Here is a 24029-nt window from a genome sequence, read left to right on the forward strand (position 1 = left end):
CACTATTTTTTGCTCAGCGTTATTCCTTCCGACGGCAACGGCAATGCGGTTTTGTAGCGCACCTGCTTGAGAGCAAAGCTGGAACGAATATTAGAGACGCCACGGATCTTAGTCAGGTGGTCCAAAATAAAATGTTCCAGTGCGCGGATATCCGGCACTAAAACCCGCAGAAGATAATCCGCATCGCCGGTCATCAGATAACATTCCATCACTTCCGGGCGATCGCCGATCGCTTTTTCAAACACGCTCAGCGCATCCTCCACCTGTTTCTCCAGACTGACCTGAATGAACACGTTCACATGCAGGCCAAGTACCGCGGGCTCTAACAGCGTGACCTGCTTGCGGATCACGCCCAGCTCTTCCATGGCTTTCACCCGGTTGAAACACGGCGTCGGTGAGAGATTAACGGAGCGCGCAAGATCAGCGTTGGTGATCCGCGAATTCTCCTGCATGGAGTTAAGGATGGCGACGTCGGTCCGGTCGAGTTTTTTCATCAGGGTAAATTATCCTTAAACATTTAAATCGGCAGATAAAGTGACTCATAAAACAGGCTAACACTACGCTAATAGGAGAAATTACCCCGTTAGATCCAGATAAAATTACCACATAACATTTCGCAGTGGAGAAACGATTGTGGGAACTGAGGGGAAATCTTTGACGGCGTCGGCGCAGGATCAAAAAAGCGTGAAACTGAAGGGCATTTTGCTGCTGATTGGGGCGATTGTCGTCTGGGGCGCAAACTGGCCGGTGATGAAATCAGGTCTTTCGCATGTCTCGCCGATCTGGCTTTCTTCACTGCGGTTCGCCACCGGCGGGCTTTGCCTGTTCGCGCTTCAGGCGCTGACCGGTAAGTTACGCTTTCCGCCGCGCAAGGACTGGCCGCTGGTGGTCAGCGTCGGGTTATTGCAGATGATGACGTTTACCGTGCTCGGCGCGATTGCGATGACCGAAGTCCCGGCGGGCCGCTCGGCGGTGCTGGCTTACACCACGCCGCTGTGGGTGACGCCGATCGCCGTGCTGTTTTTCCGGGAAAAACTGTCACGCCGCCAGCTGACCGGCACGCTGCTCGGCGGTGCAGGCGTCGTGGTTTTGTTCAATCCCTTCACCTTTAACTGGAGCGATCATGCGCTGGTGCTGGCTAACCTGATGCTGCTGACCGCATCGTTCACCTGGGCGATGTGCATTTTGCACCTGCGTCACCACAAAGGTGTGTGCAGCGCCTACCAGCTGGCACCGTGGCAGATGTTGCTGGCCAGTGTGCCGCTTATCGTGATGGCGCGCGTTGTCGAAGGGCCGTATGACGGCGACGGGTCGGCGTCGTTGATCGAAACGCTGTTATTCATGGGGCCGTTCGCTACCGCGTTTTGTTTTGTGGCGGTGAACGCCGCCAGCATGTGGCTGTCGAGTACCAGCATGTCCACCGCGATGCTCGGTGTGCCGGTCATCGGCCTGCTGATGTCGGTGGTGTTCCTCGGTGAACATCTGACGCTAACGCTGGCGGCAGGGTTGTTAATTATTTCGTCAGGCATTTTGATTGTGACGATGAAATCCCCGAAGCGCAGGGCAGGACGCGATAAGGTCAGCGGTAAAACCATCGTGGCAGGAGAAAACATTTAAATCATATTGTCACGTTCCGGTATTATTACCTGTTTATGCTGCCTTTTTCCCCAGCGTTATCTCGGAGTGACAAATGCATCAATTGGTATTGTTAGTTTCTTTGTTTTGTATGGTCAGTTCGGCATTTGCCAGCCCGGATCCGGCGACATCTCTGGCCTCGGCGATGAATCAGCGAATGCAGGTGATGAAAGATGTGGCGGGTTACAAATCCGCACATCACTTACCGGTTGAGGATTTGGTTCGCGAGCAGAAGGTACTGGCCGCCGCGCAGGCAGAGGCAGGCGAGGCGGGGGTGGATCCTCAGTCCGTCGCACCGTTTATTCAGGCGCAGATGGATGCGGCGAAAGCCATTCAGTACCGTTATCTGGCCGACTGGCTTTCCCGCCCTGAACCGGACTGGAAACCGGCAAATCTTGAAGACGTCAGAGCGCGGATTTCTCAATACGATAACGTCATTCTCAAAACTATCAGTGAGCAGTTAAAGTCCGGTGGATTCAGCGACGGTGAGCGGGCGCAGTTATTGAGCCTGCTTAACGCGCCGCAGCTGAGCGGGGCTGACAAGCAGCGCCTGGTCGATTCACTGGCGCTGATTAAACCGAAATTACCCGGTCAGTAAGTTCTTGCGGTGACCGTGTGCGCGCGCTTCGCCGGTGCAGTAATTACGATCAGGCATCCCAAAATCAGCCCGATGCCGATCCAGCCCATCACCGGCAACCTTTCACCGACGATCATCACAGCGAGCAACGCTGCGACGGCTGGTTCCAGCAGGGTAAGGGTGGTGGCGAGACTGGCGGGAATGCGCGCCAGCCCGTAGCCGTAACAGACATAGCCGATAAACATCGGGATCAGCGCCATGTAAATGCCGACGGCGGCGTTCGTCATTGATGCCAGCAATGGCGCGCCGGTGGCAAACAGCACCGGCATCAGCAAGATCCCGCCGAGCCCGAAGGTGGCGCCCATCGCCGTGCGGGAGGGAATGCCGCGCTGCATGAGATGACGTGCCGCCCAGGAATAGAGGGCGTAGGTCAGTCCGGCGAGCAGGCCGAGGGCGATGCCGATAATGACGTCCGATTGCTGCGCGGTTGACGCGTGGTTGGCGCTTTCCGCCACGCACAACAGCACCATTCCGATGACACCCACCGCCGCGCCGGTCATCCAGCGACGTGTGAGCCGTTGTCCGTCGAGACAATATTCGATGAGTGCTGAAAGCAGCGGGGCGGATCCGATGGATATGACCGTGCCGACCGTCACGCCCGCAAGATGCATGGAGGCGTAAAACGCCAGCGGATAAATGCCCACCGCCAGCGCCCCGGTCAGCAACATGCCGCCGTTCTGGCGCAGGCTGACGCGGCTTCTGATAATGCCCCGTAATGCGATCAGCGCCTGTAACAACCCGCCGACGCCCATTGCCACCGCGCCGATGGCAACCGGGCTGACCTCTGGCGCAAACGTCGCTGCCGTACCCGTGGTTCCCCACAATAATGCGGCGATCAATACGCCGCCTGTGCCTGACATGCGGTCTCGCTGATTCATCCTTCGAACGCCTCCATCATCCCGGCGGCCATCGCCTTCGCCTGCCGGACGCATTCGCCGTTGCCTTCCAGCCCGGCGCGGGACATCGCCCCTTCTAGCAGGAAGGAAAAGTGACGTGCCATTCGCTGCGCCTTTGCTTCGTGACCGTCCATCATGGTCAGAAGGTGAGTTGTCAGGATCGATTCGACCTGTTCTTTATGCCCGCGCACCGCGACTCTGCCCGGCGCACCGGCTGGCAGCTCCGCCGCAGCGTTGAGCAATCCGCACCCGCGAAAACCGCGCTCATAGGCAAATTCAGCGTGATCTTCGTAGGCCAGAAATACCGCCATCACACCTTCTTTGGGCGTCGAGGCCTGTTGCACACGGCGGGCATACAGCGCGAGCCATTCGTCGTGACGGATCTCAAGATATGTCGCCACCAGTTCGGCTTTCGATTCAAAATTGTTATAGAGGCTTTTCTTGGCCACGCCGGCTTTTTTCACAATGGCATCGATGCCCGTTCCGGCGATGCCATCGTTATAAAACAGCACGCTGGCCGCGCCGAGCAGACGATCGCGTGCGCTTTGGGCCGGTGATTCAGGTAATGACATGGCGGTGTTTTTCCTGTGCAAATCAGCAAGTAGGTAGACCAGTCTACCTACTATTAAAAAAGGATGAAAGAGGACGGAGAGGTGGGTTAACCGTGCCTTTACTGTGGGAAAGCGCCATAATCCGCTAAAAGCCGTTTCGGGACAGCGGGTTGACGCTGTCTGGCAGAGCAAAATGTCGTTAACTTTGAGAAGGAGTAAATCATGCTTCATGAGTGGCTGAATGCCTTACACGTTATTGCCGGGGTGTTGTGGATTGGCGGGATGATGGGGATGGCAATGGTTTTTGCGGTCAGCGGGAAATCCGCTGCGAATGACGCCAGCCGTGCGGCGTTGCTCGATTATGTCCGCAAATGGAATCGCTGCGTCACCAGCCCGGCGATGCTCCTGTTGTGGATTGCCGGGATTTGGATGATTGTCAGCTATGGCAAATTCCCGCACGCGTGGCTGTTGATCAAAATGGTCGTCGTGGTGTTGCTTTCCGCCATTCACGGGATGCTGTCCGGCGAACTTCGCCGCCGCGCAACCGGCCAGCCAACCAGGGATTTCGCCATTTTGCGCAAAGCTTCCGGAATTATTGTCGCCGCCGTGGTGGTGATTGTGGTGCTGGCGGTGATTAGACCGTTCTAAATCACGCATCCGATTTCTATAAAACAAAAATCCACGCTCAGTCGTGGATTTTTTTCGCATCAATTTCGTAACAATCACTAAACATTTTCAGCTTAACCTGATGGCGGGCCTGTGAGAAACTCACAATGATTGCGCAAACATTACAATTTGACACCCGAAACCAGTGGGCAATGCTTTGAATAACAATACTAAAATAGAAAATAACCGACTCCGTTCCGCCACGCTTGAAGATGTGGCCAAAGAAGCCGGGCTTTCACCGATGACGGTGAGCCGGGCGCTGAACAACCCGAAAGTGGTGCGACCGGCGACCATCGCCCGCGTAATGGACGCGGTGAAGATAACCGGGTACATCCCCAACATGCTGGCCGGAGGCCTCGCGACCCGTCGCACCAAGCTTATCGCGGTGGTGGTGCCACAGATTAACAACAATATGTTCGTCGATACCGTGCAGGCGATCGGCGATGCGCTGGCGCTGCGCGGTTATCACATGCTGTTGTGCATCGTCGGCTATGAGCCTGAAGATGAGACAGATATTGTCGCCACGCTGCTCTCGCGCCGCCCGGACGGCATCGTGCTGACCGGTATTCATCACACTTCTGAACTGAAAAGAATCATCCTTAACGCCAATATTCCTGTGGTCGAAATCTGGGATTTGACTCCCACGCCTGTCGACATGCTGATCGGTTTTTCACACGAAAAAGTCGGCAACGCTGTCGGAGAATATTTCCTCGACAAAGGTTTCACCCGCTTTGGTTTTATCTGCGCATCAGACCGCCGCGCGGTGGTAAGAAAAAATGGTGCGATCGCCGTATTACGCGGGCGTCCGGAGCATGAGATCGAAGAGCTGATGGTGTCGCGTCCGGCGAATATGGAAGTCGGGCGTAGCGCGCTGCGGCAGATGATGGCGGGGGACAAACGTTTCGACGCGATCATTTGCAGTTCCGACACGCTGGCGCAGGGCGTTATCATGGAAGCGGAAGCACAGGGGCTGCGGGTACCGCAGGATGTGTCGGTCATGGGATTTGCTGACCTGAACTTTGCGGCGCATAACCGCCCGGCGATCACCACGGTGAGCGTGGATAAATGGGGCATAGGTATCCGCGCGGCGGGGATGCTGGCGGATAAGATCGAGGGAAAGGCGGTGGGCGAACCGGTAGTGGATATAGGGTATTCGTTGGTAATTAGGGAATCGGCGTAAGGGGAGGGGGTGCCACGCAAAACCGGGTACTGCTTTGCTCCTCCCCCTGCCAGGGGGGAGGCTGGGAGGGGGTATTGCTGGCGATAAAGTTGTCAGAGCACAATTTAACGTGTGGATTTGACGTTAATACCCCACCCCAACTCTCCTCTTCGCAGGGGGATAAGTAAAAAAGCTCGGTTTCGGCGCGAAAGACCCGGTGTTCACCGTGATTGAGAAACCGAAATTTACTCAAACAATTATATTTAAGAATTTCCTCTCTAATTTCACTTAATAATCTCATTCACTCTGAATGTTAGAAAATGTTAGCTAACAATATCATCAACAAATAACAAAACATTCCGTCGTGAAATTATATTTATCGAGGTGAGTGATTAAGATTTCAGAAGGAATTTTTGATAATCAATGCTATTAAATATAAATATTCTGTAATCAATTTTGTTATTTAACTAATTGTTTTATATGGGTAATTTATCGATCAGACGATCCCCTATTATTGTCACCGCATAAACGTTATGGAAATAAACGTTTATTTTTGATGTTGCAGTGATATTATAAATTTGTACCTAAATAACAATAATATCCAACCCAAACTTAACATCAGGCATGTGAGAGTCGTCATTCTATGCTCCTTCAAAAGAAAACAACCCGTCGCAAGTTCTTACTTGGGTCGCTGATGGCATTGCCCGTCGCGACCATCATGATGAAAGGGCTGTCAGCAGCAGAAGCGGCTGAAATGGCTGCCCCGGATTTACTCGATTATAAACCCGTCTTTTTCAGCGCAGAGGAATGGCAGTTTATTATGGCCGCCGCCGATCGCCTGATCCCCGCCGGGGGCAAAGGCAAAGCGCCAGGTGCGCTGGAAACCAATGTGCCTATCTTTATCGATCAGCAAATGCATGGCGATTTCGGTGAAGAAATCTATATGCAGGGGCCGTTCAACGTGCATGCGCCTGCCACCATGGGCTATCAGATCCCCTTCCGGCCGCAGCAAATCTACAAAACCGGTATTCGCCTGGCGAACAGCTGGTGCCAGCAACATCATCAGAAAGCCTTCCATGAACTCGCCGAACAGGACAAAGACCAGGTTCTGACGCAATTGCAGAAAAACGATATCCACTTTGCCGATCTGGGCGAAGAGAGTCTCGTTGCCTCGCAATTTTTCGGTGAACTGCTTTCAGACACCAAACATGGTTACCTCGCCGACCCGATCTACGGCGGTAACAAAGGGATGAAAGCGTGGATTGCCATCGGGTTCCCCGGCGCGCGCGCCAGTTTCACCGAATGGGTGAAACAGCATAACGTGCCTTATCCGCTGGGGCCTGTGAGCCTGCAAGGCGCGCGTGCCTGAGGGCCGCGTCTTATTACCTTTTCTGATGAATGACAGGATTAAAGATGGCACAAATAACAAAACCTGAAGTCGACGTCGTCGTCGTCGGCCTCGGCTGGGCGGGCTCGCTGATGAGCATCGAACTGGCAATGGCCGGGCTGACCGTGCGTGCGCTGGAACGCGGCGGCGATCGTGGCTATGAAGAATTTGCTTACCCGAAACCGGCGGATGAATACGCCTACGCCGTGCGTAACAAAGTGATGGCCACTCCGGCGCAGGCTGCGGTGACCGTGCGGTATAACATGAGCGAAACCGCGCTGCCGACCCGTAAATGGGGCGCGTTTGCGCCGGGTACGGGCGTCGGCGGTTCCGGTCTGCACTGGACCGCGGTGTTAATCCGCCCGACGCCGACCGATTTAAAACTTAAAACCTATGCGGACGAAGCTTATAAGCCGGGCATTTTGCAGGAAGACATGCGGATCATGGATTTCCCGTTCACCTGGGATGAAATCGAGCCGTATTACACCAAATTTGAGCACATCTGCGGGCAGTCCGGCAAAACCGGTAACCTGCGCGGACAGATTATGGAAGGCGGCGATCCGTTTGAAGGGCCGCGCTCCGAGCCTTATCCATTGCCTGCGCTGGAAGATACCCTCAACAGCAGCATGTTCGCCGAAGTCACCAAAAAGATGGGCTATCACCCGTTCCCGAACCCGTCGGCCTGTGTCTCCCGTGCATGGACCAATCCGTACGGCAACCAGATAGCACCCTGTAACTACTGCGGGTATTGCAGTAAATACCCGTGCCTGAACTACTCGAAAGCCTCGCCGCAGACCGCCGTGATGGACGCGCTGAAGCGCATGGATAACTTCTCCTACGAAGTCCATGCCAACGTGATGAAAGTCGAGCTGCATGATGACAAGAAAACCGCCAAAGGCGTGATCTACATTGATGCGCAGGGCAATGAATGCTTCCAGCCGGCAAAAATCGTGGTGCTGAGCAGCTTCCAGTTCTGCAACGTACGCCTGATGCTGCTGTCCGGCATCGGCAAGCCTTACAACCCGATCACCGAAGAAGGTGTGGTGGGCCGTAACTACGCGTTCCTGAGCAACGGCGGCTCCACGCTGTTCTTCAAAGATAAAAACTTCAACCCGTTCGCCACCGCGGGCGCGACCGGCCAGATGTTCAACGACATTTCACCGGGCAACTTCGACGGAGCATCACTCGGCTTTATCGGCGGCGCGAAAATTCACAGTTCTCAGGCGACCGGCACGCCAATCAGCACGTCGCTGCCAAAAGGTACGCCTGCGTGGGGTACCGGCTGGAAAGAGGGCATGGAAGAGTGGTACGGCCATTCGATGAAGATCAGTATCACCACCACCTGCCAGTCTTATCGCGATATCTATCTCGATCTCGATCCGAACTACAAAGATGAGTATGGCTATCCGCTGCTGCGCATGACCTTCGACTGGAAACAGAACGAGCTGAAGCTGCAACAGTATCTGAAGGGCATCGTGAGCAATATCACCAAAGAGCTGAACCCGGACAGCTACAGCGAAAGCTTCTTGCCGATGGATGCGCACTTTGACCTGACCAAATACGTCTCGACGCACAACGTCGGCGGCGCGGTGATGGGCGATAACCCGAAAACCTCTGCGCTGAACAAGTTCCTGCAAAGCTGGGATGTGCATAACGTGTTTGTGCCAGGCGGCAACGCGTTCCCGCAAAACTTCCAGGCTAACCCGACGGATACCATCGGCGCGATCACCCTGATGGCGGCGCAGGCGATTAAAGATCAGTATCTGAAAAACCCCGGCCCACTGGTGCAGGCATAAGCGGAGATGAACTCAATGAAACTTAAGCGTTTATTTATCGCAAACGTCTTGCTGCTGGGTGCCGGTTTGATGGCCAATGCACAAGCTGAAACGACGTCCCCTGACAACGCGGCTTTGATTAAACAGGGCGAATATGTCGCGCGTCTGGGCGACTGCGGTGCCTGTCATACCGTTGCCGGAAAACCGGCGTTCTCCGGCGGGCTGGCCATTAACTCGAATCTCGGCACCATTTATTCGACCAATATCACGCCGGATAAAAACCACGGAATTGGCAACTATACCGAACAGCAGTTCTCCGACGCGGTGCGTAAAGGCGTTCTGCCCGATGGCACACGTCTGTACCCGGCGATGCCGTATCCTGATTACGCCAAAATCAACGATCAGGATATGCACGCGCTTTACGTTTACTTTATGCAGGGCGTGAAAGCGAGTACCGAACAGCCGCCGGAAACGGATCTGAGCTTCCCGTTCAGCCAGCGCTGGGGTATGCGGTTCTGGAACTGGGCGTTCGCTTCCGATAAACCTTTCCAGCCGATTGGCGGGGCAACGGCGCAGGTCAACCGTGGCGCGTATCTGGTGGAAAGCCTTGGGCACTGCGGCAGTTGCCACACGCCGCGCGGCTTTGGGATGAACGAAAAAGCGCTCGACAGCAGCGACTCCGATTTCCTCGGGGGCGGCAGCCTGAATAACTGGGATGTCCCGTCGCTGCGCGGCGTGGCGCACTGGAATCAGCAGGAAATCGTCGATTATCTTGGTAAAGGGCGCAACGACAAAGCGGCGGTCGGCGGTGAAATGACGTCAGTGGTCGAGAACAGTACGGCGCACATGACCGATGACGATCTCAATGCTATCGCAGCCTACCTGAAGTTCCTCGGCGGCAATCCGCCGGTACCGGCAGCGGATACGCAGAAGGCCAGCGCAACCGAAGCCAAACTGACGGCAGCGAAGAACCTCAGCGAAGGCGAGCGTCTGTATTTAGATAACTGCGGTGCCTGCCACTTTGTGACCGGCAAGGGCGCACCGGGCGTGTTCCCGCAACTGGATCAGGCGACGATTGTTAATGCGCAGGATCCTACCGGGCTTATCCATACGATCCTCGCCGGTGCGCAGCAGCCTTCCACGGCGCGTGCGCCGTCGACGCTGGTCATGCCGGGCTTTGCCGCGCGGCTGTCCGATGAAGAGGCCGCGCAGCTCGCGACCTTCATCCGTCAGGGCTGGAGCAACAACGCTCCGGCGGTGTCGGCCAAAGACGTGAGCGAAGTGCGCAAAACACTGGCGCACTGATGCTCATCATGTCGGTGATGTAGTGTGAAACGGCCTCCCCAAAAAGGAGGCCGTTTTCTCAGGTTTTTGATGATGGGTGCTTTGTTACACTCTGGCACAATGCAGTCTGTCCGGCACAGACTAAAATAGGGTTTTAACACCCGCTGAGCTGTTGATTTCACGATGAAATGGTTAACCAAAAATGCTGTCTTGTTCTCTGTTAAAACCTGTATTGCGGCATTTTTAGCTTTATATATCGCGCTGGAGCTCAATCTCGATAAACCGGCGTGGTCGATGGTCTCGGTGTATGTCATCTCACAGCTCTATTCCGCGTCTACGCTTTCTAAAGCGACATACCGCTTTCTCGGCACCGTGCTGGGCGGGCTGTTTATCTTCCTGGTCTATCCGTTTACCGTCACTGATCCCATATTGTTCAGCCTCAGCGTGTCGCTTTGGGTGGCGTTCTGCCTGTATCTTTCCTTGCACGACCGCACGCCGAAAGGCTATGTGTTTATGCTGGCCGGATACAGCGCAGCAATCATGGGGTTTGCGGATGTCGATACGCCGCTGTCGATCACCTACACGGTGATTTCCCGCGTGGAAGAAATCACCGTCGCCATTTTGTGCAGTACGCTGATCCACATGCTGGTGTTCCCGGTCAAGATGCGCAATCTGCTGGAGAACAGCGTCAGCAACTGGTACGGCAGCGCAAAAAAACTCTGCAACGAGTTGCTGACCGTCGAAGCGAAAGAACCGTCCCCGGAGCGCGAACACATTCTGGTGCAGATGGCGAATTATCCGGTCAATGTCGAAGCATTGATCACCCACTGCGTGTTTGAAGGGGATTCGGCGCGCAGACTGATCCGTCTGGTGTCGGCGCAGTATCAGCATCTGTCGTATCTGATCCCGACGCTGACCGCCATCGAAAAACGCCTCAGCCTGCTGGCCGAACAGGGCATCGCGTTCCCGGATTTTGTGTCAGAGACCTTCAGTCAGTTTTTGCTGTGGCTCAACAGCCCGGAGCAGAGCGGCAATGCGCAGGCAATTCAGGCGGAAATCCGCGTCTCGCAGGAGCGCATCAAGACGCTGTATAACCGCGGTGAGATGAGTGCTGAAGAAGGGTTGTTGCTCATCGGCCTGCTGGAACGTTTACAGAATTTCATTCAGATCGCGGAATCTTATTTCGGGGTGAGTGAAAGAGTCAGTCAGGTGGGTAATGACAAAAAAGCTGGCAAGCTTAAGCTGTTCAGGCGTCATAAAGATGAAGGGATGATCCTGCTTTCCGCCTTCAGCGCCTTTGTCGCGACCATGGTCGGCTGCATCTTCTGGATTGGTACCGGCTGGCGCGACGGCGCATCCGCACCGATGATGGCGGCGGTCATCTGTTCGTTCTTCGCCTCTCTCGACAGCCCGATTGCTTCGATCCACGTCTTCTTAAAAGGCGTGCTGATTGCCATCGTTATCAGCTTTATCTACGCCGCGGTGTTTATCCCGATGGCGGAGACTTTTGAAGCGCTGGTCATCTGCCTCGCGCCCGGTTTGCTGGCGTTAGGGCTGGTGATTGCCAGACCTTCCACCAACTTTATCGGGCTGATTATTGCCACGCAGATCCCCGGTTTTATCGGCATGAGCCATGATTTTAAACCTGACCTGCTGGTTATCGTGAATGCGTCGATTTCGACGCTTGTCGGCATTGTGATTGCGCTGCTGACCACCGCGTTAATTCGCAATAAACGTCCGTCGTGGACTGCCAAACGCGCGCTGCGTAAGGGCATCAAAGAACTGCTGCAATTCACCAACGAGATTAAAATCAATGCGTCTTCGCTGCTGTCGCGCCAGCAATATGTCGCCAGCATGCTGGATAAAGTGAATATTATTCTGCCGCGAAATAAAATCGATCCTATTCCCAACGTCGCGCTGGGTGGCAACTTAATTACTGAGATCTGGCTTGGTGTGAATTGCTACGATTTCTATGCCCGCCATCAGGATATTTTGCGCAGCCACACCTTCGAGGCCGACGGTCTGATGTATGAAATTAATACCTACCTGAAGTCACGGCTGAAGAATATTTATGTCGGCCCGCCGCAAACATTATTAAACGAGTTAAACCGGTCGCTTATCGAACTGGAAAAACTCTGCTGCGCCGATATCCAATTGTTCGCGCCACTATTCCATCTCTTTAATATCCGCATGGCGCTATATCCGACACAGAGATGGCCTGCGGGGGATGTGGGCGTAAGCGCTGCATAAAAAAAATCCACGCTTTTGCGTGGATTTTCGTTTCTGACAGGTTGTGTTGCCGATCAGAACATCATGACCATCCACGGGTAGGCGATAAGCATCATGCCGCCGAGGAAGATGGCACCGAAGATGGTGCCCAGACGCCAGTAGTCTTTGGTTGGCAGGTAACCGCTGCCGTAGTAAATCGGGCTCGGGCCGGTACCGTACGGGGTGATGATCCCCATTACGCCCAGCGAAGTCACCATCATCAGGCAGTAAACCGGCATGTTGATGCCCGGGATGGCCGCCGCGATAGTCAGCATCGCCGGTAACAGGGCGGTGGTGTGTGCGGTGGTACTGGCGAACAGGTAGTGCAGCAGGAAGAAGGCAATCAGCAACATCACTGCCGCGACTTGCGGGTCGAAACCGTCGAGCAACTGCCCGCCTTCTTTACCCAGCCAGGCGATAAAGCCAACGCGTGCCAGACCGTCTGCCAGTGCAACCAGCGTCGCAAACCATGCGAAGGTGTTCCAGGCCGGTTTGTTGCTGATAATGTCGTTCCAGTTCAGCACGCCGGTCCACAGCATCAGAACCACTACCAGCAACGCGGCCAGCGCCGGTTCAATCCAGGCGGCGGCAAAAATCCACATAAGCAGCGCTGAACAAACGAAGATCAGCAGCAGGATTTCGTTGCGCGACAGTTTGCCCAGTTTTTCCAGCTCACTTTTGGCCCAGCGCGGCACTTCATCGTTAATCTTCACTTCCGGCGGATAGAACCAATAAGCCAGCAACGGCATGGTGAGGATCAGCAGGACGCCAAGCGGCAGGAAGGCGAGGAACCACATGCCCCACGAGATTTCAAAACCGGTGATGCTTTTAACCAGCGCCAGTGCAAGCAGGTTCGGTGCCAGCGCCGAGAGGAACATCGAGCTGGTGATACAGGCTGCGGTGATCGCCACCCACATCAGATAGGAACCGATTTTACGTGCGCTTGGGTCGTTAGGCTTGGAGCCATACAGCGGCGGCAGGTTGGCGATAATCGGATAGATAGTCCCGCCGCTTCGTGCCGTGTTGGAAGGCGTGAAGGGCGCGAGCAGCAGATCGGCGAAAGTGATGGCGTAGCCGAGCGTCAGACTACGACGACCAAGGTATTTCACCAGAATCAGTGCCAGACGGCGGCCAAACTGTGTTTTGTCATATCCGGCGGCAAACATAAATGCGCCGAAAATGAGCCACACCGTTGAGTTACCAAATCCGCTGACCGCCCATTTAAACGCCTCACCGGCCATTTTAAATTTCGGGTCGGCGACTTCAGCCGGGCTGAACAGCAGCCATTGGCTGAACAGGGCGATGACCACCACGCCGGTCAGGCCGATCACCGCACCCGGTAACGGCTCGAAAATCAGACCGACAATCACCCCGACGAAGATGGCAAAGAAGTGCCACGCATAAGGATTCAACCCCGACGGCACCGGTGTCAGCAGCAAAATCACCGCCACCAGCACCGGAAGGAACAGCATGATCAAACGTTTCTTTAGCCCCGCAGAGGCAGGAGCGGCCTTCGCGGGATCATTCAAAGCGGATGTGGGTTTCATAGTTTTTTCTGCCCGTTATTAAAAGTGAGCCTTACGCCCGGATCTTTATGTTGACGTTATCTGGAACTTTATGTTTTAAACTGCTGCGGTAGATATTTCACGATGACATCTGAAATAGATTAATTTATCTCGTGAATAGGCTGACGTATTACTAAAAGATAAGGAGGTATACCACGGCGGATATTATCCTTCCCCGGTCTCATTCCCATTTAAGGCATTAACACTACTTTGTGTGTGGTTATATTTTTGACCAAAATTCCTGCTTTATGAAATGTAGAGTAAATTTCTGCAAAAGCCAAATTGAGGGCATAACCTGCTGATTTTGTTCGGAGGAATTCCCATGTTAATCAAAAGTTGATTTTTGTCAACTCATGGTTAACAATTGGAGGGATATTTGCGTCAATGCTGAGTAATTAAACAACTCCTGTCCATCAGATGTTTATAACGACACTGTCTCTTCTATTAAAGAAAGCAATTTAAATTTATCACCTGCACCGGATAACTTAATTTAGCGGTAAGTCATTCGCCCACGAAAAAAATCAAAGCGTTTACATTTTGGAGTCGATTACAATGAATAAGCTCACCCCGGTTCTTAATCCACTTACCTTGCCCAACGGCGCGGTGCTGAAAAACCGCCTGCTGATGGCACCGATGACCACCTGTACCGGCTTTTATGACGGCACGGTGACCAGTGAACTGGTGGAATATTACCGCGACCGCGCTGGCAGCATCGGCACAATCATCGTTGAGTGTTGCTTCATTGACCGCATGGGCCCGGCCTTTCCCGGTGCGATTGCTATCGACAGTGACAACAAAATCCCCGGCCTGAAAAAAATCGCTGATGCCATTAAATCCAAAGGCTCGAAAGCGGTTTTGCAGATCTATCACGGCGGCCGCATGGTCGAGCCGGAACTGATTGGCGGCAGAACGCCGGTGGCGCCAAGTGCGCTGGCGGCACCGCGTGAAGGCGCGACCACGCCGAAAGAGCTGAGCGGCGAAGAAGTCGAGGTGATGATCACCAAATTTGGTGACGCAGTGAACCGTGCGATTAAAGCCGGATTTGATGGCGTGGAAATTCACGGCGCAAACACTTACCTTATTCAGCAGTTCTACTCGCCAAACTCTAACCAGCGCACCGACAAATGGGGCGGCGACCGCGAGAAGCGCACAACTTTCCCGATGGAAGTTCTCGAGATCACCCACAAAATGGCGGATCGCTTTGCCGACGACCATTTCATTATCGGTTACCGTTTCTCGCCGGAAGAGCTGGAAGTTCCCGGCATTCGCTTTGATGACACCATGTACTTGCTGGAAAAACTCGCCGCGCGCGGGCTGGACTACGTGCATTTCTCCGTCGGGCAGCTGCTGCGTCCTTCTATTGTCGATACGACTGACCCGACGCCGCTTATCACTAAATTCCGCGCGATGCGTTCTGAAACCCTGGCGAAAGTACCGGTGATCGGCGTGGGTGGCGTGGTCAATAAAGCCGATGCCGAGAAAGCGCTGGAGTACGGCTTTGATCTGGTGGCTGTGGGTAAAGCGTGCATCGCCTATCCGGACTGGGCCGATCGCATCATTAATAACGACCATCTGGAACTGTTCATCGACAGCAACAAACGCGAAGAACTGAATATTCCGGAGCCGCTGTGGCGCTTCTCACTGGTTGACGCCATGATCCGCGACACCAGCACCACTGGCCGTAAATACAAAGCCGGGGTGTATCAGGAGAAAGTCGAAGCCGAAGCGCTGAAACTGAAAATCAGCGTGACGCTCGATACTGACCGTATCACTGATATTTCTCTGGTGAAGGACGACACGCTCGACGTCGATTTCACCACCACCTTCGAACAGCTGCGTTCGCGTATTCTGGTCGCCAACAGCCCGCACGTTGATGCCATCACCGGCGCGACCACGCAGAGTGAGGCGCTCAAGAAAGCGGTGTCACGCGCGCTGACCACCTCGAGCAAAGAGCACGTCATCGAAGAAGGCGGTAATCCGCAGGCACCGCAAAATTACGATGTGGTGATCGTCGGCAGCGGCGGTGCAGGGCTGGCAGCGGCAATTCAGGCGCATGACGAAGGCGCTCACGTCGTCATCATCGAGAAAATGCCGACCATTGGCGGCAATACCATTAAAGCCTCGGTAGGGATGAACGCGGCCGAAACCCGTTTCCAGAAAATCAAAGGTATCGAAGACAGTAAAGAGCTTTTCTACGAAGAAACATTGAAAGGCGGCAAGTTCAAAAACAACCCGGAACTGCTGCGCGAGTTTGTTGAACTGGCCCCTGAGGCCATCGAATGGCTGGCGGCGAAAGAGATTGAGCTGAACGACATCACCATCACTGGCGGCATGAGCATCGACCGCACGCATCGCCCGGAAGACCGGTCGGCAGTGGGCGGCTTCCTGATCAGCGGCCTGGTGAAAAACGTCAACAAACGCGATATCGAAGTGCTGCTCGAAACTTCCGTCGCTGAGATTTTGTATGAGAATGGCGCAGTGACCGGCGTCAAAGTGGTCGATGAGTACAACGACAGCCGCATTCTGAATGCTAAAAGTGTCATCGTCGCTACCGGCGGTTTCAGTGCTAATCGCGAGATGGTGGTGAAATATCGCCCTGAGCTGGACGGTTTTGTCACGACCAACCACAAGGGCGCGACCGGCAGCGGTATCGCCATGCTGCAAAAAATCGGCGCGGATACTGTCGATATGGGCGAGATCCAAATCCACCCGACCGTTGAGCAGACGACCTCCTATCTGATTTCAGAGTCCATTCGCGGCGGCGGGGCAATTCTGGTGAGTCAGGCGGGCAAGCGTTTCTACAACGAGATGGAGACCCGCGACAAAGTCTCCGCAGAGATCATCGCGCTGCCGGAGAAAAGCGCGTGGGTGATTTTCGATGAGCAGGTTCGTGCCAACAACAAAGCGGCGGATGAGTATATCGCCAAAGGATTTGTGCTCAGCGCCCCGACGCCGGAAGAGCTGGCGGTGAAGCTGAACATGAACCCGGTCGCGCTGACCGAGACGCTGGAGCGCTATAACCTGTTTGTGGTGGAGAAGAAAGACGAAGATTTCGGTCGTACGACGGCGCTGCGTCACCCGCTCAATAAGGGGCCATTCTTCGCCATCCGTATCGCGCCGGGCGTGCACCACACCATGGGTGGCGTGGTGATTAATACCGACACCGCCGTGCTGGATGCGCAGAAACAGCCGATCACCGGTGCATGGGCGGCAGGTGAAGTGGCGGGCGGCATCCACGGTGCTAACCGCATCGGCGGTAACGCCGTGGCCGATATCATCATCTTTGGTATTCTGGCAGGACGTAACGCGGCAGCACTGGCTAAACGCTGAGGTCTTAAGACTTCAGATTGAAATAAAAATCCACGCGCCGGCGTGGATTTTTTTTGCTGCCGCACAAACAAAAACGTCCGCCACGGTGGGCGGACGTTTTCAGTCATTCAGAACGCTAACGGCTGAGGATTAACGGTAAACCAGACCGACGATCGAAGCAGAAAGCAGGCTGACCAGCGTTGCGCCGACCAGCAGGCGGAACGCAGCACGGGCGACCATGTTGCCCTGAACTTCTTCGATACTTTTTACCGCACCGGCAATAATCCCGACGGTAGAAATGTTGGCAAAAGACACCAGGAAGACGGACAGGATTGCCACGGTGCGCGGCTCGAGGTGTGCGATCAGGTCTTTCATCTGCAACATCGCCACGAATTCGTTGGCGACGATTTTGGTGCCCATGATGCTGCCTGCGGTCAGGGAATCATGGCTCACGATGCCGGTTAACCAGGCGATCGGGTAGAACAGGTAGCCGATGATGTCCTGGAAGCTTTTACCAAAACCGCCCATGAAGATGGCATTGATCATCGCCAGCAGGGCGTTGAAGCCGACCAGCATCGCCGCCACGATCATCGCCATTTTGAAACCGGCCATGATGTACTCACCCAGCATTTCTACGAAGCTGTGTTTCGGTACAGTAAGCTTAGGCATTTCATTATCCGCTTCGTCGGAATACGGGTTTACCACCTGCAATACGGCAAAGGTAGAAAGCATATTCAGAATAAGCGAGAGCATCACATAACGCGGTTCCAGCAGGGTCATGTAAGAACCCACAATCGACATGGAAACGGTGGAGATTGCGGTTGCGGATAATGTATACATGCGGCGTTCATTCAAGTGCGGAACAATATCTTTAATCGCGATAAAGTTTTCAGATTGCCCGACCAATAAAGAACTCACGGCATTAAAGGATTCCAGTCGCGGCATTCCGTTAATTTTAGATAAGAGATAACCGATCCCTTTAATCATTAATGGCAAAATACGCAGGTGCTGGAGAATACCAATCAGCGCAGAAATAAAGATGATTGGACATAATACGAATAAGAAGAAACTGAACTGGTTATCATTTACCAGACCACCAAACACGAAGTCTGTACCGACGCGTGCGTAGCTCATCAGATTGGTGAACACGCCGGAGAGGCCGGAGATCAGGTAGACGCCTGCCTGGCTGTAAAGCAGAACCCAGGCCAGTACGATTTCGATCACCAAAATTTGCACGACGTAGCGCAGTTTAACGCCGCGTTTGTTGTAGCTAATCAACCAGCCAATGCCGAATATCATTATAAGGCTAAGTAAAAAATGCAATATATTTGACGTCATGGAGGATCCAAATGATGTGAGTGGTGTTTTAAGCGCGAACTATAACAGCAACCTCACAAAACTCATCTGCTTTTTTCATTGCGTTGCGCACAGGTAATCGATTGCGTTCAAAAAAGAAACAATCAGAGTCGGCTATTTTAAATAACGCACCGAAGTGGTGAGAATTTTATTAGTTCGCACTGATTTGGTGAACGGAATTATATTATGCAGTGCATTTCTGAATGCATTACTGTGTCCGGTATCACCTGCAACCTTCGCAAAACCCTCGCGGAAAATATGTTTACACAAGGACATTTTGTTAACGCTGAGATCCGCATCAAAGCGGTTTTGGATATTCATCAGGCGCCATGTTGCCTCATGCGTATAATTGATAACTGTATGATAAAAATAGAAATAACACCGATGGCATAGCGGCAGGGGATCCGGCTGTGCTAGGGTGATTTTTTGTCTTATATTGACCTGCTCATAAATCAAAACCTGCCAATAATGAAAATCTGTCAAAAATGAAAAAAAATCACGATTTAGCCGTTATGCATTGGGGAACGTACCGCGTCACCACCGAAGACGGCGCGTTAACCGCCGTGGCGCCAGTGGAATGGGATCGCAATCCGTCTGAAATCGGCCAGTCACTGGTCGGTGCCGTGGATGGCAGCAGCCGCGTTCGCCGTCCCGCTGTGCGGTTGGGATATTTACAGCACGGCAGCGCGTCGCGCGAAGGTCGCGGCAAAGAGCCTTTTGTAGAAGTGAGCTGGGACACCGCCTTGTCGCTGGTCGCCGGGGAGCTGAAACGGGTGAAAGACACCCACGGCAATGCCGCGTTTTATGCCGGTTCCTACGGCTGGTCGAGTGCCGGACGTTTTCACCACGCGCAGAGCCAGCTGCACCGTTTCTTTAATCAGTTCGGCGGCTACAGCGGCAGCACCAACACTTACAGTCTGGCCGCCGCTGAGCGGTTACTACCGCACATTATCGGCGACCTCGATGTTCTGCAAAAGCAACACACCCACTGGTCAGTACTGGCGGAGAAGTGCGAGCTGTTTGTCGCCTTTGGCGGGCTGCCGCTGCGCAATGCGCAGGTCAACGGCGGCGGCGCGAACGATCATTCCCTGAAATACTGGCTGCAAAAAATGGAGCAGACCGGCACTCGCTTCATCAACGTCAGCCCGGTGAAGAACGATCTTTCGGGAGTACAATCCGCCGAATGGTTATCCCTCAAGCCGGGCAGCGATACCGCGCTGTTGCTGGCGTTGAGCTATGTGCTGATTGACGAGTCCCGCTATGACGCAGATTTCGTGGCCAGCCACACCGAAGGGTTTGAAACGTTCCGTGATTATCTGACCGGGCAGAACGACGGCAGGCCAAAAACGCCGGAGTGGGCCGAACCGCTGACCGGCGTAGGCGCGGAGGAGATCCGGGAGCTTGCCCGTGAGATGTCGCAAAAACGCACCATGATCAACATTGCCTGGTCATTGCAGCGCGCAAGGCAGGGTGAACAGACGTTCTGGGCGACGGTGGCGCTGGCGGCTTTGCTGGGGCAAATCGGCACTGCCGGTGGCGGGCTCGGTTTTGCCTACGCCTCGACCAATCTGGCGGGATCGGACCGCCGTACCTTCTCCGGCCCGCGTTTGCCGATGGGGCAAAATGCGGTGAAACAACCGATCCCCGTCGCGCGGCTGGCTGACATGTTGCTTAATCCGGGCGCGCCTTATCAGTTCGACGGCAGTCACTGTCATTATCCCGATATCCGGCTGGTCTACTGGGCGGGCGGCAATGCGTTTCACCATCATCAGGATTTAAACCGGCTGACGCAGGCATGGCGTAAACCCGACACCGTGGTAGTTCACGAACAATACTGGACCGCGCAGGCCAAATTCGCCGACATCGTGCTGCCGGTGACAACGTCACTTGAGCGCGATGACATTGGCAGTTCCAGCAATGACGGTTTTATGATTGCGATGCGTCAGCATATTGCGCCGGTGGATGAGGCGCAGAGCGACTTTGCGATTTTCTGCGGGCTGGCGCAGAAGCTGGGTTTTGGCGAGACGTTCAGTGAAGGGCGCGATCCGATGGCCTGGCTGCGCCATATCTATGAGATTTCTACTCCGCGGGCGCAGGCCGACGGCATCGAACTGCCTGATTTTGATGATTTCTGGCAGCAGGGCAAGCTGGAATATGCGCGACCGGATGCGCCGCAAATCTTCCTTAAATCGTTCCGTGATGACCCGGTGGGTTCGCCTCTGACAACGCCGTCCGGCAAAATTGAGCTGTTCTCGCAGACCGTGGCCGACTTTGATTATGAAGAATGTCCGGGACATCCTTTCTGGTACGAACCTGAGGCCAAGGCACAGCAGGAGATCAGCACGCGCTGGCCGTTGCATCTGCTTTCCAGCCAGCCCCGTACGCGGCTGCACAGTCAGTACGATCAGGGTACGGTCAGCCGTCGCACAAAGATACAAGGCCGCGAACCGCTGTGGCTGCATCCGCAGGACGCCGCGCCGCGCGGGATCTCCGAAGGCAGCATCGTGAGGGTGTTTAACGATCGCGGGGCGATTCTTGCAGGTGTGCATCTGAGTGAAGACCTGCGTCCGGGGGTGGTGCAGATGTCGACGGGTGCATGGTATGACCCGCAGGATCCGGCACTGCCGGATTCTCTGGATAAACACGGTAACCCGAACGTACTGACTGAAGATCGCGGCAGCTCGCGGTTGGGTCAGGGGTGCAGCGCGCAAAGTTGCTGGATAGACATTGAACGCTGGGATGCGCCGCTTCCCGACGTCACCGCTTTCCAGCCACCGGCGTTTGTGAATGCCGGTGAGGGTCCGCAGAACAATTAGAAAACCTGCCTCCTCTGGCGTTTCTTTGCGCGATGCCAGAGGAGTTTGCTCATACAGCAGGTCAGCCCTTCAGTTCCCACGCCTTCACCGCAGTCTTCATTTCCAGCCCCTTAATGATGGATATATGTGAACAGGATAGGCGCGTGAATCCAAGGCACCGGACACAGTCCGCGTTTCATGAGGTTAGCCAAAAGTCTCAGTCACGGCTTTGATAAAGCTGCGAATTTTCACTGTCTGCCGTAAACCCGCCGCCGTGAGCACGTGCATCGGTCGCGAAGGACACGTGTAATCAGGCAGTATTTGCACCAAACGCCCGGCGTTGATTTCTTCCCGCAATACGTCTTCCGGCCCCTGCGTCACGCCATAACCTCTGATGGCTGCGTGCAACAGCGCCCGCCAGTCATTCGCCCGAAAACGGCCTTCAGGGCGCACTTCCTGGGTTTTTCCCTCCTTAGTGAACAGCCAGCGGCAGGGCGACTGTGGTGACCAGATCCCATAAACCAGACAGGAATGCTGCGCCAGACAGGCGGGTGTAACCGGCGTGCCATTCTGCGCAAGATACTCCGGCGAGGCGCAGGCAATCAGCCGGTATGGCCGAAGCGGATATGCAATCAGCGGGCCGTCGTGCAGTTCACCGATGCGAAGGATCACTTCATAGCCTTCCTCCACAGGATCGACCATGCGATCGCTCAGCGTCAGCTCTACCTGCGTGCCGGGATAGTTATCCAGATATTGTGTAATGAACGGCGCCAGCATGGATGCACCAAAGGTCACCGGCGCATTGACGCGAATAATGCCTGATGGCGTGGCTTTCATCTCCAGCGCGATGGCATCGGCCGCCTCAGCCTCGGCAAGCACGATTTTACAGCGTTCATAGTAGCTGCTGCCGATGTCCGTCAGATGCTGGCGGCGGGTGGTGCGGTTCAGCAGCGCTGTGCCCAGCCGCGATTCCAGCCGGGCGATATGTTTGGCGACCATCTGCGGGGATATGCGTAACGCCTCTGCCGCCGCCGCGAAGGATCCCAGTTCGGCGGCTCTGACGAAAACGTTCATGCTGGTGAGACGATCCACGATTCGCTCCTTTTTGTTGTTTGTCTGTGCTGATGGCGAGTATTTATCAACGCAGGGTGTCGAATTATTCTTAACCTTCTGACAGACAATTGAAAGGTGAGAATCATGAAAATAGGCATCATCGGTGCTGGATTTGTAGGACGAGCGGTGGCAAAACAGGCGATCAAGGCCGGACATCAGGTCATGTTGAGTAATTCCCGCGGGCCGCAGACGCTGTTCAGCCTGAAGCCAATGATTGGCTGTGAGACCGGCACCGCCACGGAGGCTGCCATATTTGGCGAGATTGTGGTTATCGCCGTCCCTCTGACCGCCATCGGGCAACTGCCTGTTGCGGAACTTGCCGGAAAAGGAGTCATCGACGCCGTCAATTATTATCCTGAACGCGACGGGCAGGTGGCGGAACTCGATCAGCAGACGACGACGACCAGCGAATATCTGGCCGGTTTTCTGCCGCAGTCGAAAATCACCAAAGCCTTCAATGCTATTCAGATGACCGATCTCGAAACCGACGGCCTGCCCGCCGGAGACCCCGAACGCCGTGCATTGCCGTTGGCCGGTGACGATAAGGCAACCAAACAGATCATCATCAGTCTTTACGATGCGTTTGGTTTTGACGCGGTGGATGCAGGCGCACTGTCTGAAGGCTGGCGCTTCCAGCGCGCAATGCCGAGTTATTGCGTGCGGATGACGAAGGCGGAGCTGGAGGGGGTTCTGGCGCAGGCGCGTCGGCCTGCACCCGTGGCAAATTAGCTGGCCACATTTCCTGTTGCTTAATAATGGCTAAGTAATCAATAAAATCTTTGAGGGCAAAGGGCGGTTCAGCTGTAATGTTTTTGAAAGTCATGCCAAATAACAGGATGAAACGGTGAGCAATCAGACAGCTGAACCCCTTCATAATGTATTAATCGTATTTGTTATTTTTTCAGATCGACTTAAATAAAAAATCCACGCTCTCACGTGGATTTTTTATTCCTGCCTGAAATCCGGTTTATTTAATTTCAGTCACAAAGTTTTCGCGGCTGCGACGTACTTTCTTCAGGTTTACCAGCCAGTCACCTTCGGTGGCGCGATAACCCAGCGGGAGCATCACCACGCTGCGTAAGTTCTTCGATTTCAAATCGAGGATTTCATCCACCGCCGCCGGATCAAAACCTTCCATTGGTGTGGCATCCACTTCTTCGAACGCTGCTGCAATCAGCGCGGCGCCAAGGCCGATATACGCCTGACGGGCAGCGGCCTGATAATTTGCTTCGGTTCCGCGATCGGCGACGATACCCAACAGCATCTGACGATAGTTTTCCCAGCCTTCGTTTTTAAAACCACGCACGTCGTTGGTCAGATCAAACATCATATTGACGCGGTCAGCCGTGATGTCGTCCCATGCAGCAAAGACCAGCAGGTGTGAACAGTCGGTCACCTGCGCCTGATCCCAGGACACTGTTCTGATTTTTGCGCGGACGTCAGGATTGGTTACTACAAAGAGTTCGAACGGCTGGAGCCCGCTCGACGTCGGTGCGAGACGCACGGCTTCTACGATACGTTCGAGTTTTTCAGCTGACACGGTTTTCGTTGCATCAAATTTTTTGGTCGCGTAACGCCATGCCAGTCTTTCGTTTAAGGTCGTCATCTTGTTTTCCTGAAGGAGTAAGTGTGA

At 54.4% G+C, this 24029-nt stretch carries 18 protein-coding genes; 11 read left to right on the plus strand and 7 right to left on the minus strand.

Annotated elements, in window-relative coordinates:
* Positions 1-2: 2 nt before the first annotated feature.
* Positions 3-494 carry an Lrp/AsnC family transcriptional regulator gene (locus tag TU92_RS13175; RefSeq protein WP_112167676.1) on the minus strand — a complete coding sequence of 164 codons (492 nt, stop codon included), beginning with the start codon at positions 492-494 and terminating at the stop codon, positions 3-5.
* A 190-nt stretch (positions 495-684) separates the two neighbouring features.
* Between TU92_RS13175 and TU92_RS13180 the strand changes: the two genes are divergently transcribed.
* A complete protein-coding gene (locus TU92_RS13180; protein WP_244207795.1) occupies positions 685-1617 on the plus strand; it encodes a DMT family transporter in 933 nt (310 codons plus the stop codon).
* Positions 1618-1690: 73 nt separating this feature from the next.
* A complete protein-coding gene (locus TU92_RS13185) occupies positions 1691-2233 on the plus strand; it encodes a chorismate mutase (protein WP_112167678.1) in 543 nt (180 codons plus the stop codon).
* Here the strand turns inward: TU92_RS13185 and TU92_RS13190 are convergent.
* Both TU92_RS13190 and TU92_RS13195 read right to left on the minus strand, forming a co-directional pair.
* Positions 2227-3150 (minus strand): DMT family transporter, encoded by a 924-nt coding sequence (locus TU92_RS13190; protein ID WP_244207794.1) that lies wholly within the window; start codon positions 3148-3150, stop codon positions 2227-2229. The genes TU92_RS13185 and TU92_RS13190 overlap by 7 nt on opposite strands.
* On the minus strand, positions 3147-3740 hold the full coding sequence (locus TU92_RS13195) for a TetR/AcrR family transcriptional regulator (protein WP_112167679.1): 594 nt from the start codon (positions 3738-3740) through the stop codon (positions 3147-3149). The genes TU92_RS13190 and TU92_RS13195 overlap by 4 nt, the downstream gene beginning before the upstream one ends.
* 201 nt (positions 3741-3941) lie before the next feature.
* Here TU92_RS13195 and TU92_RS13200 point away from each other — a divergent pair, with 201 nt between their 5' ends.
* The 6 genes from TU92_RS13200 (at position 3942) to TU92_RS13225 (ending at position 12240) form a co-directional block, all read left to right on the plus strand.
* Positions 3942-4367: a CopD family protein gene (locus TU92_RS13200; RefSeq protein ID WP_112167680.1), complete on the plus strand. Its 426-nt coding sequence runs from the start codon at positions 3942-3944 to the stop codon at positions 4365-4367.
* Positions 4368-4542: 175 nt separating this feature from the next.
* Positions 4543-5565 carry a LacI family DNA-binding transcriptional regulator gene (locus TU92_RS13205; RefSeq protein ID WP_244207793.1) on the plus strand — a complete coding sequence of 341 codons (1023 nt, stop codon included), beginning with the start codon at positions 4543-4545 and terminating at the stop codon, positions 5563-5565.
* A 622-nt stretch (positions 5566-6187) separates the two neighbouring features.
* Positions 6188-6913, plus strand: coding sequence for a gluconate 2-dehydrogenase subunit 3 family protein (locus tag TU92_RS13210; RefSeq protein ID WP_167457505.1), 726 nt, complete (start codon positions 6188-6190; stop codon positions 6911-6913).
* A 44-nt stretch (positions 6914-6957) separates the two neighbouring features.
* Entirely contained in the window at positions 6958-8727 is a 1770-nt protein-coding gene (locus TU92_RS13215) for a GMC family oxidoreductase (protein WP_112167682.1), read from the plus strand.
* 6 nt (positions 8728-8733) lie between these two features.
* Positions 8734-10011 (plus strand): c-type cytochrome, encoded by a 1278-nt coding sequence (locus TU92_RS13220; protein ID WP_112167683.1) that lies wholly within the window; start codon positions 8734-8736, stop codon positions 10009-10011.
* Positions 10012-10173: 162 nt separating this feature from the next.
* Positions 10174-12240 carry an FUSC family protein gene (locus tag TU92_RS13225; protein WP_112167684.1) on the plus strand — a complete coding sequence of 689 codons (2067 nt, stop codon included), beginning with the start codon at positions 10174-10176 and terminating at the stop codon, positions 12238-12240.
* 53 nt (positions 12241-12293) lie between these two features.
* Here TU92_RS13225 and TU92_RS13230 read toward each other — a convergent pair whose 3' ends face one another.
* Positions 12294-13805, minus strand: a complete 1512-nt coding sequence (locus tag TU92_RS13230) for an anion permease (protein WP_112167685.1) — start codon at positions 13803-13805, stop codon at positions 12294-12296.
* Between the two features lie 570 nt (positions 13806-14375).
* Between TU92_RS13230 and TU92_RS13235 the strand changes: the two genes are divergently transcribed.
* Complete coding sequence (locus tag TU92_RS13235) at positions 14376-17153, plus strand: flavocytochrome c (protein ID WP_112167686.1); 2778 nt, start codon at positions 14376-14378, stop codon at positions 17151-17153.
* Positions 17154-17282: 129 nt separating this feature from the next.
* Here TU92_RS13235 and TU92_RS13240 read toward each other — a convergent pair whose 3' ends face one another.
* Complete coding sequence (locus tag TU92_RS13240; RefSeq protein ID WP_279633908.1) at positions 17283-18431, minus strand: NupC/NupG family nucleoside CNT transporter; 1149 nt, start codon at positions 18429-18431, stop codon at positions 17283-17285.
* A gap of 542 nt (positions 18432-18973) precedes the next feature.
* On the opposite strand from TU92_RS13240, the gene TU92_RS13250 reads away from it, so the two are divergent.
* A complete protein-coding gene (locus TU92_RS13250) occupies positions 18974-21304 on the plus strand; it encodes a molybdopterin-dependent oxidoreductase (RefSeq protein ID WP_112167689.1) in 2331 nt (776 codons plus the stop codon).
* A 183-nt stretch (positions 21305-21487) separates the two neighbouring features.
* Here the strand turns inward: TU92_RS13250 and TU92_RS13255 are convergent, their stop codons facing one another.
* Positions 21488-22375, minus strand: a complete 888-nt coding sequence (locus tag TU92_RS13255) for a LysR family transcriptional regulator (protein WP_112167690.1) — start codon at positions 22373-22375, stop codon at positions 21488-21490.
* A 105-nt stretch (positions 22376-22480) separates the two neighbouring features.
* Here TU92_RS13255 and TU92_RS13260 point away from each other — a divergent pair, with 105 nt between their 5' ends.
* Positions 22481-23125 (plus strand): NADPH-dependent F420 reductase, encoded by a 645-nt coding sequence (locus TU92_RS13260; RefSeq protein ID WP_112167691.1) that lies wholly within the window; start codon positions 22481-22483, stop codon positions 23123-23125.
* A 238-nt stretch (positions 23126-23363) separates the two neighbouring features.
* Here TU92_RS13260 and TU92_RS13265 read toward each other — a convergent pair whose 3' ends face one another.
* Positions 23364-24002, minus strand: coding sequence for a nitroreductase family protein (locus TU92_RS13265; RefSeq protein ID WP_112167692.1), 639 nt, complete (start codon positions 24000-24002; stop codon positions 23364-23366).
* Between the last annotated feature and the right edge of the window lie 27 nt (positions 24003-24029).

It is taken from the genome of Rahnella inusitata (genome assembly GCF_003263515.1).
Lineage (GTDB): Bacteria > Pseudomonadota > Gammaproteobacteria > Enterobacterales > Enterobacteriaceae > Rahnella > Rahnella inusitata.

Bases quoted from the DNA above. Each gene is read 5' to 3' on its own strand.
- TU92_RS13195 (WP_112167679.1), bottom strand. From the start codon at position 3,740: ATGTCATTACCTGAATCACCGGCCCAAAGCGCACGCGATCGTCTGCTC.
- TU92_RS13175 (WP_112167676.1), bottom strand. From the start codon at position 494: ATGAAAAAACTCGACCGGACCGACGTCGCCATCCTTAACTCCATGCAG.
- TU92_RS13185 (WP_112167678.1), top strand. From the start codon at position 1,691: ATGCATCAATTGGTATTGTTAGTTTCTTTGTTTTGTATGGTCAGTTCG.
- TU92_RS13215 (WP_112167682.1), top strand. From the start codon at position 6,958: ATGGCACAAATAACAAAACCTGAAGTCGACGTCGTCGTCGTCGGCCTC.
- TU92_RS13230 (WP_112167685.1), bottom strand. From the start codon at position 13,805: ATGAAACCCACATCCGCTTTGAATGATCCCGCGAAGGCCGCTCCTGCC.
- TU92_RS13190 (WP_244207794.1), bottom strand. From the start codon at position 3,150: ATGAATCAGCGAGACCGCATGTCAGGCACAGGCGGCGTATTGATCGCC.
- TU92_RS13235 (WP_112167686.1), top strand. From the start codon at position 14,376: ATGAATAAGCTCACCCCGGTTCTTAATCCACTTACCTTGCCCAACGGC.
- TU92_RS13265 (WP_112167692.1), bottom strand. From the start codon at position 24,002: ATGACGACCTTAAACGAAAGACTGGCATGGCGTTACGCGACCAAAAAA.
- TU92_RS13210 (WP_167457505.1), top strand. From the start codon at position 6,188: ATGCTCCTTCAAAAGAAAACAACCCGTCGCAAGTTCTTACTTGGGTCG.
- TU92_RS13220 (WP_112167683.1), top strand. From the start codon at position 8,734: ATGAACTCAATGAAACTTAAGCGTTTATTTATCGCAAACGTCTTGCTG.
- TU92_RS13260 (WP_112167691.1), top strand. From the start codon at position 22,481: ATGAAAATAGGCATCATCGGTGCTGGATTTGTAGGACGAGCGGTGGCA.
- TU92_RS13225 (WP_112167684.1), top strand. From the start codon at position 10,174: ATGAAATGGTTAACCAAAAATGCTGTCTTGTTCTCTGTTAAAACCTGT.
- TU92_RS13240 (WP_279633908.1), bottom strand. From the start codon at position 18,431: ATGATATTCGGCATTGGCTGGTTGATTAGCTACAACAAACGCGGCGTT.
- TU92_RS13250 (WP_112167689.1), top strand. From the start codon at position 18,974: ATGAAAAAAAATCACGATTTAGCCGTTATGCATTGGGGAACGTACCGC.
- TU92_RS13200 (WP_112167680.1), top strand. From the start codon at position 3,942: ATGCTTCATGAGTGGCTGAATGCCTTACACGTTATTGCCGGGGTGTTG.